Origin of the sequence: Pseudomonas sp. MAG002Y (assembly GCF_019400845.1) — a bacterium.
GTDB classification, from domain to species: Bacteria; Pseudomonadota; Gammaproteobacteria; order Pseudomonadales; family Pseudomonadaceae; genus Chryseomonas; species Chryseomonas luteola.
Window position 1 is genome coordinate 185,948 of record NZ_WOEJ01000005.1, and the last position, 15,374, is coordinate 201,321.

At 55.2% G+C, this 15,374-nt stretch carries 10 protein-coding genes; 5 read left to right on the plus strand and 5 right to left on the minus strand.

Going from position 1 to position 15,374, the window contains the following annotated elements:
- Positions 1-43: 43 nt before the first annotated feature.
- The 3 genes from egtD to GM154_RS09300 all read right to left on the minus strand — a co-directional run bounded on the left by egtD (position 44) and on the right by GM154_RS09300 (position 3,705).
- Positions 44-1,003 carry an L-histidine N(alpha)-methyltransferase gene (gene egtD, locus GM154_RS09290; protein WP_219652029.1) on the minus strand — a complete coding sequence of 320 codons (960 nt, stop codon included), beginning with the start codon at positions 1,001-1,003 and terminating at the stop codon, positions 44-46.
- A 2-nt stretch (positions 1,004-1,005) separates the two neighbouring features.
- Positions 1,006-2,289, minus strand: coding sequence for an ergothioneine biosynthesis protein EgtB (gene egtB, locus GM154_RS09295; protein ID WP_374940309.1), 1,284 nt, complete (start codon positions 2,287-2,289; stop codon positions 1,006-1,008).
- 198 nt (positions 2,290-2,487) lie between these two features.
- Positions 2,488-3,705, minus strand: a complete 1,218-nt coding sequence (locus tag GM154_RS09300) for a carbohydrate porin (protein ID WP_026003839.1) — start codon at positions 3,703-3,705, stop codon at positions 2,488-2,490.
- A 202-nt stretch (positions 3,706-3,907) separates the two neighbouring features.
- Here GM154_RS09300 and GM154_RS09305 point away from each other — a divergent pair, with 202 nt between their 5' ends.
- The 3 genes from GM154_RS09305 (at position 3,908) to GM154_RS25925 (ending at position 11,534) form a co-directional block, all read left to right on the plus strand.
- Positions 3,908-5,401 carry an MFS transporter gene (locus tag GM154_RS09305; protein WP_258019782.1) on the plus strand — a complete coding sequence of 498 codons (1,494 nt, stop codon included), beginning with the start codon at positions 3,908-3,910 and terminating at the stop codon, positions 5,399-5,401.
- 116 nt (positions 5,402-5,517) lie between these two features.
- Entirely contained in the window at positions 5,518-9,888 is a 4,371-nt protein-coding gene (locus GM154_RS09310; protein WP_219652031.1) for a DEAD/DEAH box helicase, read from the plus strand.
- A 1,040-nt stretch (positions 9,889-10,928) separates the two neighbouring features.
- Positions 10,929-11,534, plus strand: coding sequence for a methyl-accepting chemotaxis protein (locus tag GM154_RS25925; protein WP_374940310.1), 606 nt, complete (start codon positions 10,929-10,931; stop codon positions 11,532-11,534).
- Between the two features lie 45 nt (positions 11,535-11,579).
- Here GM154_RS25925 and GM154_RS09320 read toward each other — a convergent pair whose 3' ends face one another.
- Both GM154_RS09320 and GM154_RS09325 read right to left on the minus strand, forming a co-directional pair.
- Positions 11,580-12,308, minus strand: coding sequence for a TorF family putative porin (locus tag GM154_RS09320; RefSeq protein WP_219652035.1), 729 nt, complete (start codon positions 12,306-12,308; stop codon positions 11,580-11,582).
- A gap of 327 nt (positions 12,309-12,635) precedes the next feature.
- Positions 12,636-13,562, minus strand: coding sequence for a DUF6279 family lipoprotein (locus GM154_RS09325; RefSeq protein ID WP_219652037.1), 927 nt, complete (start codon positions 13,560-13,562; stop codon positions 12,636-12,638).
- Positions 13,563-13,772: 210 nt separating this feature from the next.
- On the opposite strand from GM154_RS09325, the gene GM154_RS09330 reads away from it, so the two are divergent.
- Together GM154_RS09330 and GM154_RS09335 are read left to right on the plus strand one after the other, a co-directional pair.
- Positions 13,773-13,919: a PA1414 family protein gene (locus GM154_RS09330; protein WP_010798068.1), complete on the plus strand. Its 147-nt coding sequence runs from the start codon at positions 13,773-13,775 to the stop codon at positions 13,917-13,919.
- A gap of 311 nt (positions 13,920-14,230) precedes the next feature.
- A complete protein-coding gene (locus GM154_RS09335) occupies positions 14,231-15,370 on the plus strand; it encodes a PQQ-dependent sugar dehydrogenase (protein WP_219652039.1) in 1,140 nt (379 codons plus the stop codon).
- The last annotated feature ends 4 nt before the right edge of the window (positions 15,371-15,374 follow it).

Genomic DNA, 15,374 nt, shown 5'->3' on the forward strand with positions numbered 1-15,374 from the left:
TAACGGTCAGCCCTTAACGACGCGGCTGACCGCTGCTTGGGCGCTATCGTCCCAGATAGTGCACGCTAAAGAGTGCCGCGGGATCTTTCCATACGGCTATTGGGGAAAAGCCAGCTTCCCGGCTCAAGGTTTCAAATCCTTTCAAACTGTATTTATAAGAGTTTTCGGTGTGCAGCGTTTCGCCCTGACGAAACATGAAGCGCTGGTCTTCGACACGAATCGTCTGGGCGCGGCGGCTGACCAGATGCATTTCAATGCGAGACTGCTGTTCATTGTAAAAGGCGTAGTGGCTGAAGCGCGAAGGATCAAGGTCGGTATCCATCTCGCGACGGATACGCTCCAGCAGATTGAGGTTAAACGCCGCGGTAATGCCCTCGGCATCGTTATAGGCCGCCTCCAGGCGGGCCTTGCTCTTGACCAGATCCACACCGATCAACAGTCCGCTGCCCGGTGGTAGTAATCGGTGAAGGTTGCGCAGAAAGGAGCGTGCTTCTGTTGGCGTGAAGTTGCCGATGCTCGAACCGGGAAAGAAGGCCAGTACAGGCGCTTTTCCCAGCGTTTGTGGAAGCTCCATCGGCTGTGTGAAATCCGTGCACAGCGCACTTACGTCCAGCCAGGGGTAGTCAGCGGCCAGGCGGTGTGTGCTGGACAGAAGAAAGTCTCGGGAAATGTCCACACCCAGGTAGCTTTGAGGACGCAGGGCTTCCAGCAGGAGCCGAATCTTGCGGCTGGCACCACTGCCCAGTTCCATGAGCGTCATGCCGGAGCCTGCAATAGCAGCGATATCGCCAGCCGCTTCGGTCAGGATGCGCTCTTCAGTACGAGTCGGGTAGTACTCTGGTGTACCGGTAATGGCTTCGAACAGTTCGGAGCCGCGCTGATCATAGAAGTACTTGGGCGGAATGGCCTTGGGTTCGGTTGCCAAACCATTCAGGACGTCTTCACGTAGGGAGTCGCTGGCGACGTCCGGTTGTTGATCGTAGAAGCGAACCGCTAGAGCCATGATCATATCTCCTTGGCAAGGCGAAGGCCGGCAAATTGCCAACGCATGGCTGGGTAGAAGAAGTTACGGTAGGTCGCGCGAATATGATCGGCAGGGGTAGCGCAACAGCCGCCCCGCAAGACCATCTGCCCGGACATGAATTTGCCGTTGTACTCGCCCAGACTGCCATCCAGCGGCTTGAAGCCGGGGTAGGGGCGATAGGCGCTGCCGGTCCATTCCCAAACGTCTCCAAACAGCTGGCAGGGTTGATCGGGCGTGTGAGTCCTACAGGCCACAGGCGAGAGATGGTCCTGCTCGACAAAGTTGCCTGTACGCGAAAGACCGGCGGCGGCCACTTCCCATTCGGCTTCGGTTGGCAGGCGGGCGCCGGCCCAACTGGCGTATGCATCCGCCTCGTAAAAGCTCAGATGACAGACGGGAGCCTGCTCATCGACAGGTTGCAGGCCGCCCAAGCCCATGGCGTACCAGCGGCCGTCTACGTTCTCCCAGTAGAGGGGTGCTTGCCAGCCGGCCTGCCGCACTTGGCTGAAGCCATCGGACAGCCAGAGATCACTGCGGCTATAGCCCTGATCTTCGATAAAGGCCATGTACTCACCGTTGGTGACCAGGCGATTCGCCAACTGGAACTCATCGACAAAGACGCGGTGGCGTGGTGTCTCGCAATCAAAGGCAAAACCGTCACCGCTATGGCCTATGTGGCGTACGCCAGCCGGATATGAATGCCATGTCAGCGGAGTGGAATCAGCGTGTGTGGCTGGCTTGAGATCGTGCCGATACACCGGATGGAGAGGGTTCTGGGCCAGGATATGCTTGATGTCCATGAGCAGCAGCTCCTGATGTTGCTGCTCATGGTGTAGCCCGAGTTCTGTCCGACGGGCGATTTCTTCAGCATGCTGTTCCGGCAGATGGTTTAGCAGTTCGAGCATGGCCTGATCGACCCATTGGCGAAAGCCATAGACCTCTGCAACGGTTGGACGGGAGATCAGCCCGCGCTTGGCTCGTGGGAATGGGGTGCCATGGGTTTCGTAATAGGAGTTGAACAGGTAATCGTAAGCGGGATCTAGCGTCTTGTAGCCCGGCAGGAAGGGCTTGAGAATGAACGCTTCGAAAAACCAGGTCACGTGGGCCAGATGCCATTTGGGCGGACTGACGTCTGGCATGCTTTGAATCAGGTAGTCTTCGGTCTGAAGGGGAGCACAAAGCTTTTCAGTAGCGGATCGAACCTGTGTAAAGCGTTCGATGAGGCAGCCAGGGGTGTCGAGAGCGAAGGCATCCACAGTGTTCATCTCGCGGGCGAGATGGCTCATGGCATTATCTCCAGGTCGTTCCGACAGATGCCGGAGGTGGGCTTCGTAGAACGGACCCGGAGATAAACTTAAAGTTCTTTCTAGAATAGAGCCGACTAAGATCGATTGCTTCTGGATGGTCGAAGGCTTATAGCCGTATCGGGGCTGATGTCAGAATACGGCTATAATGCTACCGCTTTACCACCAGGTTTCCAATTGCACGCCGAAGTTTGAACCGTGACGCTGAGAGCCGAATGCCCCTGAGTCAGACAGCGCGGTGTCTTGCGCTGCGCTTAGCTGAGCGGCACGGTTCCACTGCGCATAAGTCCAGTAGAATCGGATTTCGGGACGATCCATCAGGCCCATCCCGCCTAACGCAAGGGTGGGCGCCACGGTGAACTTGGTCAATTTGCGTGTGCCGCCTTCTTCAGGGTCGATCTGATCGTGGCCTGCTTCTACCAGAAGCTTGAAATGCTCGCTGAACGCATAGGATGGGCGGACACCAAAGGAGTACCACGTCTGGCCAGCGTTGTTAGGCGCGCGGTCACGCTGTACCAATGCCAGCAGCATTCCGCCAAAGCGCGGGGTAATCTGCCAGCGGGGCGATTCCAGAACCCTTATGCTCTTTACATCCTTGTCGGCTTGTACGTTACCGGTCTGGCCAAGCCCGATACCGGGACCTTCGCCGTATTGAACCGTAAACCGGTTTTCGCCACCAAAGAAATTCACCTGCTTATGTTCGGCCGAGATGGACCAGCCGCTGTGCGAGTCTTCAACATGTCCGGCTTTCTGAATGTAGCTCAGGCCAATTTCAATCTCGGCGTCCTTGTTAGCCTTGATGCCGCCCAGGTTGATGTCGTGTCGGTTGGCCTTGTGCTTCTGTTCGATATTGTCTTCTCGGGAGAAGGCATAGCTCAGGCGTAGTCCTGTGTCACCCAGGCCATAGTCCTCGATACCCGCGCCTGTGCCGCTTGGGTTCCAGTAGTAGAAGTCATTGATGTGAATGTCGTGACGCTTGTAGTAGCGGCGACCGAACCAGAGGCCACCGCCGTTCAGTTCGGGCAACGCCAGACTGGTCCAGATTTGTGGCAAGCGGACATTGCCATTGTCGCCGCTAAACGTGGGTGACTGGTCATAGACATTGTAAAGGCTTGCCATGCCGTGCAATTTCCAGAGCGTCCCGTCAGCGCCCTTGTACAGTTCCTGGTGACCCTCTAGCTCCCAGTAGGTCTCGCACTCGTTACCCAAGCGGTATTTGGCAGGTGCTCCTGGAAGCTGAAAGCAGGACTGCTTACCGCCTGCATCGGCACCCCCTATACCAACACGTCCGTACCCATCAAATTCGAATGCCTGCCCTGTGAGCGGAAAGATGCATGCTAAAAAAGCCGCAGAGGTGCCGCGAATCATTGTTTTCATTAGTTATTTTCTCTATCCCGATAGCGCAATAGTTCTTTTTTTAAAAAAAGCTTTTCTCGGACTCGCTGTTTCTCGACGAGTTGCGTAGCGCCTCGCTGAACTACTTTTGTATGACCTAGCTCTCAATTTGTAGACGAGCTGTACAAAAGTGCCAGTCGCATCGCTGTGCGGCCCCTTTATAAAAATAGTGAGGACAAGAAATATGGCGGCCTCAGATGTTTCCGCTGTCCAAGAGACGGATTCCCCTTCTGGCAAAAAACTGCACGAGCACATTTACGAAACCAACCTTCCGGCCCGGCTCGACCGCCTGCCCTGGGGGCGCTTTCATACCCTGTTGGTCATGGCTTTGGGTATTACCTGGATTCTCGATGGTCTTGAAGTAACATTGGCGGGTTCGGTAGCCGGCGCCTTGAAGGCGAGTCCCGCGCTTCAGTTGACCAATGCTGATGTTGGATTGGCAGGTGGCGTTTACATCGCCGGTGCAGTTCTGGGGGCGTTATTTTTTGGCTGGCTGACGGACCGGCTAGGGCGTCGCAAGCTCTTTTTCATCACACTGTTTCTCTATGTAGGTGCAACGTTTCTGACGGCGTTTTCCTGGAACCTGTGGAGCTTTCTGCTGTTCCGCTTCCTGACAGGCGCAGGCATTGGAGGCGAGTACACGGCCATCAATTCCACCATTCAGGAATTCACGCCAGCGCGTTATCGCGGCTGGGTTGACCTGACGATCAACGGCTCGTTCTGGGTGGGTGCAGCCTTGGGTGCCATGGGCTCCATTGTGTTTCTGGACCCCGAACTGCTTCCAGGCGACCTGGGGTGGAGAATGTGCTTTGGCATTGGAGCGGCGCTCGGGTTGATCATTCTATTCATGCGCATGTGGATACCCGAAAGCCCGCGCTGGCTCATGATTCATAATGAGCCGGAAGAGGCCAAGCGCATTGTCGATAACATCGAAAAACGCTTCGAAGCCGAAGGCTACAAGCTTGAGCCGGTCGATCCCAAATTCCATTTGCGCATGCGCGGTCGGGACCATACGCCACTCAAGGAGGTCTTTCAGAGCTTGTTTGTCGTGCATCGCCAACGCGCATTGGTAGGCATGACCCTACTGACAGCTCAGGCCTTTTTCTACAATGCAATCTTCTTTACCTATGCGTTGGTACTGACGGATTTCTATGATGTACCCTCAGAAAATGTCGGCTGGTATGTACTGCCATTTGCGCTCGGTAATTTCTGTGGTCCACTGCTCCTGGGGCGACTGTTCGACGTGGTTGGTTGCCGGATCATGATCAGCTCTACCTACGCTATTTCGGGTGTCCTGCTCATCATCACAGGCTATATGTTCCAGCAGGGTATGCTGGATGCAACGACTCAGACGATTGCCTGGATGGTTATCTTCTTCTTTGCCTCAGCCGCAGCCAGCTCGGCTTATCTGACCGTTGCTGAAACGTTCCCGCTGGAAATCCGCGCCTTGGCGATTGCAGTGTTCTACGCCTTTGGTACCGGGCTTGGCGGAATCATTGGCCCAACCCTGTTTGGACAACTGATTGAGAGTGGTAGCCGAGTCAACGTTTTCTATGGTTACGCCATTGGCGCCAGCCTCATGATTGCAGCAGGGATAGTGCAGTCGATCTGGGGCGTGGCAGCCGAACGCAAGTCACTCGAGTCAGTCGCGCGACCGCTGTCGCTGGCAGACAATTGAGTCAGAAGGCTTGATGCAATCGTCTGTTACTAAGCCGGACGAAGTGGAGAAACCCACTCGTCCGGCTTCGTTTATACCGCCTTGTCTGTTATCGAAGTCGCTCCCATAGTGGGGTCATGACTTATCCTTTACGTCCCGCTTCCAGCCAAGAGACTCTGGCAGGTTTTCATCCTGCCGTGCAGTCCTGGTTCTCGCGTACCTTCGCCTATCCCACCCAAGCCCAGCAGCATGCCTGGCCTGCCATCAGGGCAGGACAGTCGACGTTGGTCGCAGCGCCTACCGGCTCTGGCAAGACCCTGACAGCCTTTATGGCAGCAATCGATGAACTGGTACGCCTGGGTGTTGAACACAACGGTGCCTTGCCGGATGAGACCTGGGTTGTTTACGTTTCACCGCTCAAGGCGTTATCGAATGATATTCGAATCAATCTGGAAAAGCCGCTCGCAGGTATCACGGCTGAGCTTGAACAGTGTGGTTTGCCGCCTGTAGCGATCCGAACGGCCGTCAGAACAGGCGATACACCGCAGCGCGAGCGTAATGCCATGCGTAAACGGCCGCCACACATCCTGGTGACGACGCCAGAATCGCTTTATGTATTGCTGGGTTCAGACTCTGGACGCGCGCTTCTACGTACAGTCCGCAGCGTCATTGTGGATGAGATCCATGCCATTGCTGACGGAAAGCGGGGTAGTCATCTGAGCCTTTCTCTTGCGCGCCTGGAGGCCTTATGCGAGCGGTCACTGGTGCGTATTGGATTGTCGGCTACACAAAAGCCTATCGGCGCCGTCGCGCGCTTCCTGGTGGGGTGCGATAGAACAGGGCAGGAAAGACCTTGTGCGGTCGTTGATATCGGCCATGATCGTGTTCGGGATCTTGCTCTTGAAGTACCGCCCGCTCCGCTGCAGCCTGTGATGTCCAATGAAGCGTGGGAAGGGCTTTATGATCGTCTGGCCGAGCAGGCTGAGGCCCATCGAACGACGCTGATTTTCGTCAATACGCGGCGTATGGCCGAGCGCATGGCCAGACATCTGACGGACCGGCTCGGCAGTCGGGCAGTGGCCGCCCACCATGGCAGTCTGGCCAAGGAGCAGCGCCTCGACGCCGAACAGCGCCTCAAGCGTGGCGAACTCAAGGTGCTTGTAGCAACCGCATCGCTGGAATTGGGCATCGATATTGGTGAGGTTGATCTGGTCTGCCAGATCGGGTCACCTCGCTCCATTGCCGCTTTTCTTCAGCGTGTAGGCCGCTCGGGTCACCATGTCGAAGGGATTCCGAAAGGGCGACTGTTCCCAACGTCTCGGGATGATCTGATCGAATGTGCAGCGCTGCTTGATTGCATCCGACGTGGCGAAATGGATACGTTGGTTATTCCTAGGCAGCCGCTGGATGTGCTGGCACAACAGGTCGTAGCGGAAACCGCATGCCGTGAGTGGGACGAGGACGCCTTGTTTACGCTGGTCCGATGTGCCGAGCCCTATGCGGCACTGTCACGTATTGACTTCAACGCGGTAGTGACGATGCTGTGTGAAGGCTATAGCCATCGGCGAGGTTTTCAGACCGCCTATGTGCACCGCGACGCCGTGAACGGGCTCTTGCGCGGTCGTCGTGGTGGCAAGATGACTGCGGTCATGAGCGGTGGGACCATTCCTGAAACTGGCGATTATTCTGTCGTGCTGGAGCCGCAGGGGCATGGGATCGGGACGGTCAATGAGGACTTCGCGGTCGAGAGCCTAGTTGGCGATATCTTTCAGCTGGGCAATACGTCCTATCGAATTCTCAAGATCGAAAGTGGACGTGTCCGCGTTGAGGACGCACAGGGTCAGCCGCCCACTATTCCATTTTGGCACGGCGAAGCACCTGGGAGAACAGATGAGCTCTCACACGGTGTTTCGCGCTTGCGTCATGAGCTGGAGCTACGCTTATCCGATACGGCGTCGGTCATCGAATGGCTGAAAGTAGAAAAAGAGCTTCCAGCGGCGGCGGCTGAGCAGATCGTCGATTATCTGGGACGTGCTCGACAGATGCTGGGTGCGTTACCGACCCGGCAGACGTTGGTAATGGAACGGTTTTTCGATGAGGCAGGCGGCATGCAGCTTGTCATCCATTCGATTTATGGAAGCCGTGTCAACCGAGCCTGGGGACTGGCGCTGCGCAAGCGGTTCTGCCGCCGTTTCAATGTGGAGCTGCAAGCGGCGGCGACAGAGGATGCCCTGATCCTTTCGCTCTCTACGAGCTATAGTTTTCCGCTGGAAGAGGTGTGGCGGTACCTGCACTCAGCAAGTGCGGAGCACATTCTTATACAGGCGCTGCTTGAGGCACCGCTTTTTGGCATTCGCTGGCGCTGGAATGCCACCACCGCATTGGCCTTGCCGCGGTTCACGGCAGGTCGGAAGGTCGCGACTCAGGTCCAGCGGATGCGCAGCGATGATCTGCTGGCAACCGTCTTTCCCGATCAGGTGGCTTGTCTGGAAAACATTGTTGGCGAGCGTGAGGTTCCTGAGCATCCGCTGGTCAAACAGACCCTGCATGACTGCCTACAGGTATCCATGAATAGCCGCGCCTGGCTGGAGCTGCTCGGGAATATCGAGGCGGGTACGGTCGCGACAAAGGTCTGCGATCTGCCTGCACCGTCACCCCTTGCAGCCGAAATTCTTACCGCACGCCCCTATGCCTTTCTGGACGATGCTCCTTTAGAGGAGCGCAGAACGCTGGCTGTGATGAATCGGCGTTGGTTGGATTCCGCGACTGGCGATGATCTGGGTGCGCTCGATGCCGAGGCGATTGACTCAGTACGGGAGCAGGCCTGGCCGCAGGCACGTGATGCCGATGAGCTGCACGAAGCGCTCACAGGACTGGTGTGCATGACTGAAAAAGAGATGTCTGCGCAAAACAGCTGGAAACCGTTTCTGGCCAAGTTACTCAAGGCAGGGCGGGTATGCCGTGTTGTTACGCCGCATCAGGTCTTTTGGGCCCCGGTTGAGCGTGTACGCCTTTTGGAACTGGTTTATCCGGGAATGACACGTGATCCTGATGGCTCACTGCCTGTCGAACTTGATGAGATATGCACTCGGGAAGAGGCGCTGGTGGAGCTCATACGTGCCCGGCTGACAGGCTTTGGTCCGCTGACGTTAACAACGCTGAGCCAGCACATGGGGCTTTCAGCCTCAGAGCTCATGGTGGCACTTGCTGCACTGGAGCGGGAAGGTTATGTCTTGCGGGGGCGTTTCACGCCTGTCGCTGCTGAAGAGGAATGGTGTGAGCGTCATCTGCTGGCTCGCATTCACCGCTATACCGTCAACCGGCTACGTCGTGAGATTGAGCCGGTGAGTTGTACGGATTTCATGCAGTTCCTGTTTGACTGGCAGCACGTCACACCTGAGACCCAGGCCAGAGGGATCGAAGCCTTGTCAGCGGTACTGACCCAGCTGGAAGGGTATCAGGTGGCTGCTGCAGGCTGGGAAAGTGAGATATTACCTGCGCGCCTGCCGGGTTATGGCTTTCATTGGCTGGATGATCTGTGTCGTAGCGGGCGTATGGTGTGGATGCGCCTGGATCCCGTAAGCAAGGCTGCTGGCGGACCTGTACGAGCTTCTCCCATTGTTTTATTGCCCAGACGCGACTTGGCTGTCTGGAGTGCGCTGTCTGCTCATTCGGCCGAGCCGGAGCTTTCACCTAAGGCACAAAAGGTCATGGATGCCCTGTCCTGTCGCGGCGCGCTGTTTTTTGACGAACTGATGAGCGAAGCTCGTTTGTTGCGGACAGAGCTGGAAAATGCCCTGGGCGAGTTGGTCAATACAGGGATGGTCAACGCAGACAGCTTTGCCGGATTGAGGGCGTTATTACTGCCAGCCGCCAAGCGAGGCAGCCGTACCACGAGTCGTCGGGGGAGGGTGCCTCTGTATGGCGGGATGGACGATGCAGGCCGCTGGGCATTGATTCGGCGGCCTGCAGCAGAAGCCGTGCAGCAGGTATCCAAAACCCCACGCTGGAGTGATGACGTCATGGAGCACATTGCCTGGGTGTTGCTGAGGCGATATGGCGTCATCAGCTGGCACCTGCTGGCACGGGAGGCAGACGCCTTGCCGCCCTGGCGCGAACTGCTGCGCATCTATCACCGTCTCGAAGCGCGAGGAGACATACGCGGTGGGTGTTTCATAGCGGGTCTTTCCGGTGAGCAGTTCGCCTTGCCGGAAGCTGTTGCGCTACTACGCGCCGTACGAACACGTGCCGCAACTGAACGCTATGTGCGTATTGCCGCCGTAGACCCACTCAATCTTGCCGGTACACTGCTTCCTGGAGCCAAGGTTCCTGCGGTCATGGGGAATAGGCTGCTGTTCAGAAATGGCGTACCGATTGCGGCCTGGGTGGCCGGTAAGTTCAAGACGCTGATCGCCCTAGAGCCAGAGGAAGAGCAAAAGGCCCGTCTGCTGCTGATTCGAGGTGACGCCTACCTTGCACAGACAGGCGTACGCAGCGTTTATGAATAGTGTGCTCATTACTTTGCCATTTGTCGTGATTAGATAAGTTTAATCAGACGCTTACTCAATAAATTCAGGCAGCAGGTCGATACCTCCTACGACACGACTGTGTCGCCCCATTAAACAATTATTTCTTGGTAGAGGGCATGCCTGTGTCCGAGTCCGTTTACTCCCTAACTACCTACTACCGCAAGGCCGATAAGTTGATGTTGGCTGTGGTTTGGGTCATGTTCCTCTATTCGCTCTGCCTGACCTACTGGGACGGAAGTCTTACGCAGGCCCTGCTTGTGGGTGGAGCACTGGCTGCTTTGCCTACAGTGCTTTATAGCGTTGCACCCGGCTCACGCCTGATGCGTTGCACTATAGCCGTTGCTTTCATGGGTTTTGCTGCATTGCAGATCCACCTGTTGCAAGGCATGGAAGAGATGCACTTTGGTATCTTTGTGCTTCTGGCGTTTCTGGTTTATTACCGTGACTGGTTGCCGATTCTGGTCGGTGCCGGTGTAATTGCCGCTCATCACCTAGGTTTCTTTGCAGCGCAGGTCGGCGGTTGGGACATTTTTGTCACGCACCATCACAAGTCATGGGGCATTATTTTTCTGCATGCTTTTTACGTTGTGCTGGAAAGTGCAATTCTAATCTATCTGTCGCTTCAAACACGTGCTCAGGCTGAAGTGGGTGAGGCCTTGTTAGTAGCGGTCAATCATTTGACTCGTAAAGGGCAACCGGTAGATCTGAGCTATCGCATATCGCTCCACAATGAACTGACCAATAGGTTCAATGGGTTCTTGATGTCTCTGGATAATGTGGTGGGTAGCGTAGTTTCCAATACCCAGGGGCTATCCAGATCAGGCGAGCATATGGCCGAGGCTACTTTGCATATGCGCGATGGTTCACGCGTTCAGCATGATCGTATCGGTCAGGTTTCGTCTGCATTAAAGTCCATGAGCAGTGCCATCGGTGAGGCTGCTGACCAAGCGCAACGGGCTGCCTGTGTGGCTGAGCAGGCAACTGAGCGTGCAACGCAGGGGAGCGTCGAGCTGAGCACCATGCAGAACGAGTTCAGCCTTTTGGCTAAGCATCTTGAAGGCACCGACGAAGAGATGCATGCCCTGGCCAAGCATTCCCAACATATAGGCAAGGTGCTTGAGGTCATCAAGGCAATTGCCGAGCAGACCAACCTGCTGGCGCTCAATGCGGCTATCGAGGCAGCACGAGCAGGTGATCAGGGTAGAGGGTTTGCTGTCGTTGCAGACGAGGTTCGCGCCTTGGCCCAGAAAACAGCGGCCTCGACGGCAGAGATTGAAAACATCATCCACTCATTGCAGGCAGGTAGCAGTAGCGCTGTAGAGGCCATGCGTGAAAGTCGCTCACGAGCAGTCCAGTGTGCAGACAATGTACGAAAGAGCGCTGAGGCGCTGCAGGCTATCTCTAGCGACATATGTCTTATCAACGATATGAACGCTCAAGTGTTTGCTGCTTCCTCTCGTCAGGTGGAGGTGACTGCCGAAGTCAGTGATCAGCTGGGATCGGTCCAGGCCATCACGGAACGAAACGCCCAGCAAGCGAAGGGGCTGGAGGCAGAAAGCCAACATTTGAAAACACTTTCAGAGCAGTTCCATCAATTGAGCGGTGTGTTCAAGGTCAGTGCATGATGAGTCGGCCCGGCAGATGGAAACTGCTGGGTCACTCATCCATAACTAAAATAAAGGATGCGACGCCCTCAGCAATAAAGCGGTATCGCAGTAGGCGTTGTGTCCTGAATAGGATGAGCAATCCTGTCCCTGAAGACTGGTTCCGGTGTAAGAAAAGTTGAACTGAGTATCAGCCCATTTGCGGGTCAGATTTACCGACCAATCATTATACGAGCGAACCATGTCGCCACTTGCCAGCGTCACCGGCGAGTTCAGCATGTAATTTCCATAACGCATGGAAAGGCCCATTCCGAGAATCGGAGTAGTACCCAGGTCCGCGTAAAGAGATGTGTTGCTACGGTCGGGATCATTGGCGAACGCCGCGCCAAAGCGGCTACCGAAGATGCTAATACCGGAGTAGATTTCCCGGCTGGGTTCTACGTCCTGCGTGACGTGATCGTAATTGATCAGGCCGAATTCATAACCGTATCCGCTGCTGGCAAAGCGATGCTTGTAGCCCGCATAAGTATCCATTTCAATGGACAGGTTATCCGCGGAGGATCCGCTGTTCGCCGTCCACTGGCCAAAATACAAGCCAGTGTCATGGGTGAAATCCAGACCGCCATTTACTGCGCCGTTAGAAGGCTTGACGAGCCCTTGGGCCATAGTGCGCGTCTGGGTCGTTCCCAGTGTCATATCGAAGCCACCCAGGTCACGCTGCAAGAGCGTCTGGGCTGTAGCAGTACCGGAGGCAAGAGCCGCCACAATAAAAACAAGCCATGAAGGGTTTGGCATGGGTTTCACTCCCCTAGGTTTAACAGGAGCGGCGATTGCTCAGCAGCCTGCACTAGCAGGCAAACAGCCAGAGGCCAAAGCAATGCCTGACGTCAACATTCGTCCGTGGTTGAGCAGGTAGTTAATGTTTTAAAAGTCGCTATGCGGCGCACGCTACGTTCTTATTTTGACAGGAGGAGCCAGGCACTTAGGCGCGTAAAACAGGCTCAGGGAAATAATATCGATCTAGCCGAATTGGGAAAGGTCATTCGTCGGTTAAATTTTGACCAATATTACAAACTTAGAAATAAGACCTCAGGTAATTACTCAACAGTTCCGCTGATCGTGCTAATTTTTCGTTCTATCGCACCGTTGAGGTTCAAGGTCTTTTTGTATATCCGTTAATCGACTGACGATCTGATTACGCTGTGTTTCATCCGTACTTTTGTACACGTCGTCAATAAGCGAAATCGCTGCCTCCTGGGTTTTCGAAAAGCTTTCCCGGTAAGCAGGCGTCCACAGGCTTTCCCGATCCTGCAGCAGCTGTTTGACGCGCTGTGGGAAATCTGGCTCGCCGCGATGTTGCAAGGCCTCAAGCAGTTCTCGCTGCCACTGAATCCGATTGCCGACCCAGGCCTGATTTTGATCACCAAGTTGCACCGACCATTGCATGATTCGGTCTTTCTGAGCCGGATTGAGCGAGCCGCCTGTCCAGAAGCTGATGCGTTCCTCCATACGAGCGGCCCGATCTCGAATCTGTTCGCCGCGGGAAGGGTCGAGGTACTTTTTACGACGGTCCCTGATGTCACGGTCCAGCTCTTCCTTCAGCTCTGCGACCTGCTGATCGGTCAGCTGTTTTAACAGATCGGTACTGGTCGGTGTGATTTCAACCGCCAGGGTATCGACGGCCTGTTTGAGTTCATCCATGCGAGCCCTGATCGTTACTGGGGATACCTGCTGGTTACGCACCATAGTCTTGATGCCATCCATCCACTCCAGATAGCGAGGCAGCTCGTGGCTACAGTGCCAACGCAGATGGTCCGCCAACCGTTCGTCAAACCAACGACGCTGCTCGGAGTTCATATCGAGGTAATCGTTCATCGACCACGGTATAAGCGTATTGAGGTGCTTATAGGCAAATCCGACACGGGTACAGGCCCCGACGCTTAGGGCAATGGCAAAGATGACCAGCCAGGGTGAAAGCGGAACACGCATGAATACTGCCTCTTCCAGAGCACTACTGTTTAGTCCTTCAAAAACTGGTTCTGGTTGCATACTTGTCTGTTTGCAACGTAGCGCACAGGCCGTTTGGGTTGAGCGAAATATAGTGTTACGGCTGGGGCAATAGTTCTGGAATTGAATAGGGCAAAATTGACTCAATATTAAGGTAAGCCTGCCGATAATCTGTTGAGTGCGTTATTCAGGCAATTTTCCGGCAAACACGTAGTCTCTGTATTACAGGTAGTAGATCTCAGGAGATCGGTGATGAAAGAACGTATTCAAGAGCTGGCGTCCAAATTGATCGAGGCGCTGGGCCTGGCTGATCAGCCGCGTCTTCAGCCTATTCCTGTACGCAGCCGCGAGCGGGAGCGTTTGGCAGAAGAGCAGCGTCGTCGCGCACGTCGTCGCTAACCCCTACTTAAATTCTATGCATTGAACGCTTGTCTTTGCCGTAGCCCGTATAGTCAAGTCGGTAACGGCAACGTCCAATGCAGGAGTCGATGCTGATCACGGCTCCTCTTCCCTGATTAACCCCTGCAACCTGAATCGCTAACACTGCTTTCACAGCACTAATCTGCTATAGGGTAATACCATCCCTGTTAAAAGGTGCCGAAACGGACTACGTTTGTAAGCGCTCGCTTATTGTAACTGTCTATGTGAGTGGGCCTTTTTAACCGAAGTAAAGCGCTACAGTCAGTTCTCCGGTTAAAAGGGGGAACACTATGTTTAAGTGGGCGTTGGCAGCAGGCGCGTTGCTGTTAAGTGATGTAGTCATTGCTCAGGGACAGGTCGCTACCTATCCCAGTGAGAAAGGAAAGGTGAGCGTTACGGTCATTAAGAAAGGCTTGGACCATCCGTGGGGGCTGGCTTTTTTGCCTGATCAAAAGGGAATGCTGGTAACCGAGCGGCCGGGGCGCCTACGTGTACTCAAGAGCGACGGCTCTGTATCTAACCCTATTGCAGGCTTGCCGGCTGTCTACAATCGCAGCCAGGGTGGCTTGATGGACGTGGCTTTGTCTCCTTCTTTTGCTGAAGATCGTCTTATTTATCTCAGCTACTCCGAAGGGGGAGGCGAGGATGACAAGGCTGGTACGGCGGTTGGGCGAGGTACGCTCTCTGCTGACATGACCCGTGTGGAAGGCTTTACTGTGATTTTCAGGCAAGAGCCCAAACTTTCTACCGGTGCGCATTTCGGCTCGCGGCTGGTGTTTGATCAGCAGGGCTATCTATTCATTGCGCTGGGTGAGAACAACCAGCGTATCACGGCGCAGGCGCTCGATAAGCTCCAGGGCAAGCTTGTTCGCATCAAGGCCGATGGCACCGTTCCGAACGATAACCCCTTTGTAGGCCAGTCAGGTGCTCGCCCGGAGATCTGGTCCTATGGGCATCGCAACCAGCAGGGCGCGGCCCTGAATCCCTGGACCGGACAGGTCTGGACGAATGAGCATGGGCCTCGTGGAGGAGATGAGGTCAATATTCCGCTGGCAGGTAAAAATTATGGTTGGCCTGTGGCTACCCACGGGATCAACTACTCCTATACACCCATTCCGGAAGCAAAGGGCAAGGACGTACCAGGGACAGAGCAGCCATTGTATGTATGGGAGAAGTCGCCGGGCGTCAGCGGCATGGCCTTTTACTCAGCCGATCAGTTTCCCGCCTGGAAAAACAGCCTCTTCATTGGCGCTCTTGCTCAAGAGAGTCTGATTCGGCTGCAGCTGGAGGGCAACAAGGTTGTCCATGCGGAGCGTTTGCTGGAAGAAAAAGGGGTACGTATCCGGGACGTTCGCCAGGGACCTGATGGTTATCTGTACGTATTAACGGATTCGTCAGAAGGGGAAGTGCTGAAAATAGGGCTTGAATGAAGAA

What these genes read in the sequence shown, in the direction of transcription:
- GM154_RS25925 (WP_374940310.1), top strand. Translation starts at nt 10,929, where the DNA reads ATGCAGAACGAGTTCAGCCTTTTGGCTAAGCATCTTGAAGGCACCGAC.
- GM154_RS09335 (WP_219652039.1), top strand. Translation starts at nt 14,231, where the DNA reads ATGTTTAAGTGGGCGTTGGCAGCAGGCGCGTTGCTGTTAAGTGATGTA.
- GM154_RS09330 (WP_010798068.1), top strand. Translation starts at nt 13,773, where the DNA reads ATGAAAGAACGTATTCAAGAGCTGGCGTCCAAATTGATCGAGGCGCTG.
- GM154_RS09325 (WP_219652037.1), bottom strand. Translation starts at nt 13,562, where the DNA reads ATGCAACCAGAACCAGTTTTTGAAGGACTAAACAGTAGTGCTCTGGAA.
- GM154_RS09300 (WP_026003839.1), bottom strand. Translation starts at nt 3,705, where the DNA reads ATGAAAACAATGATTCGCGGCACCTCTGCGGCTTTTTTAGCATGCATC.
- GM154_RS09310 (WP_219652031.1), top strand. Translation starts at nt 5,518, where the DNA reads ATGACTTATCCTTTACGTCCCGCTTCCAGCCAAGAGACTCTGGCAGGT.
- GM154_RS09305 (WP_258019782.1), top strand. Translation starts at nt 3,908, where the DNA reads ATGGCGGCCTCAGATGTTTCCGCTGTCCAAGAGACGGATTCCCCTTCT.
- egtD (WP_219652029.1), bottom strand. Translation starts at nt 1,003, where the DNA reads ATGGCTCTAGCGGTTCGCTTCTACGATCAACAACCGGACGTCGCCAGC.
- egtB (WP_374940309.1), bottom strand. Translation starts at nt 2,289, where the DNA reads ATGAACACTGTGGATGCCTTCGCTCTCGACACCCCTGGCTGCCTCATC.
- GM154_RS09320 (WP_219652035.1), bottom strand. Translation starts at nt 12,308, where the DNA reads ATGCCAAACCCTTCATGGCTTGTTTTTATTGTGGCGGCTCTTGCCTCC.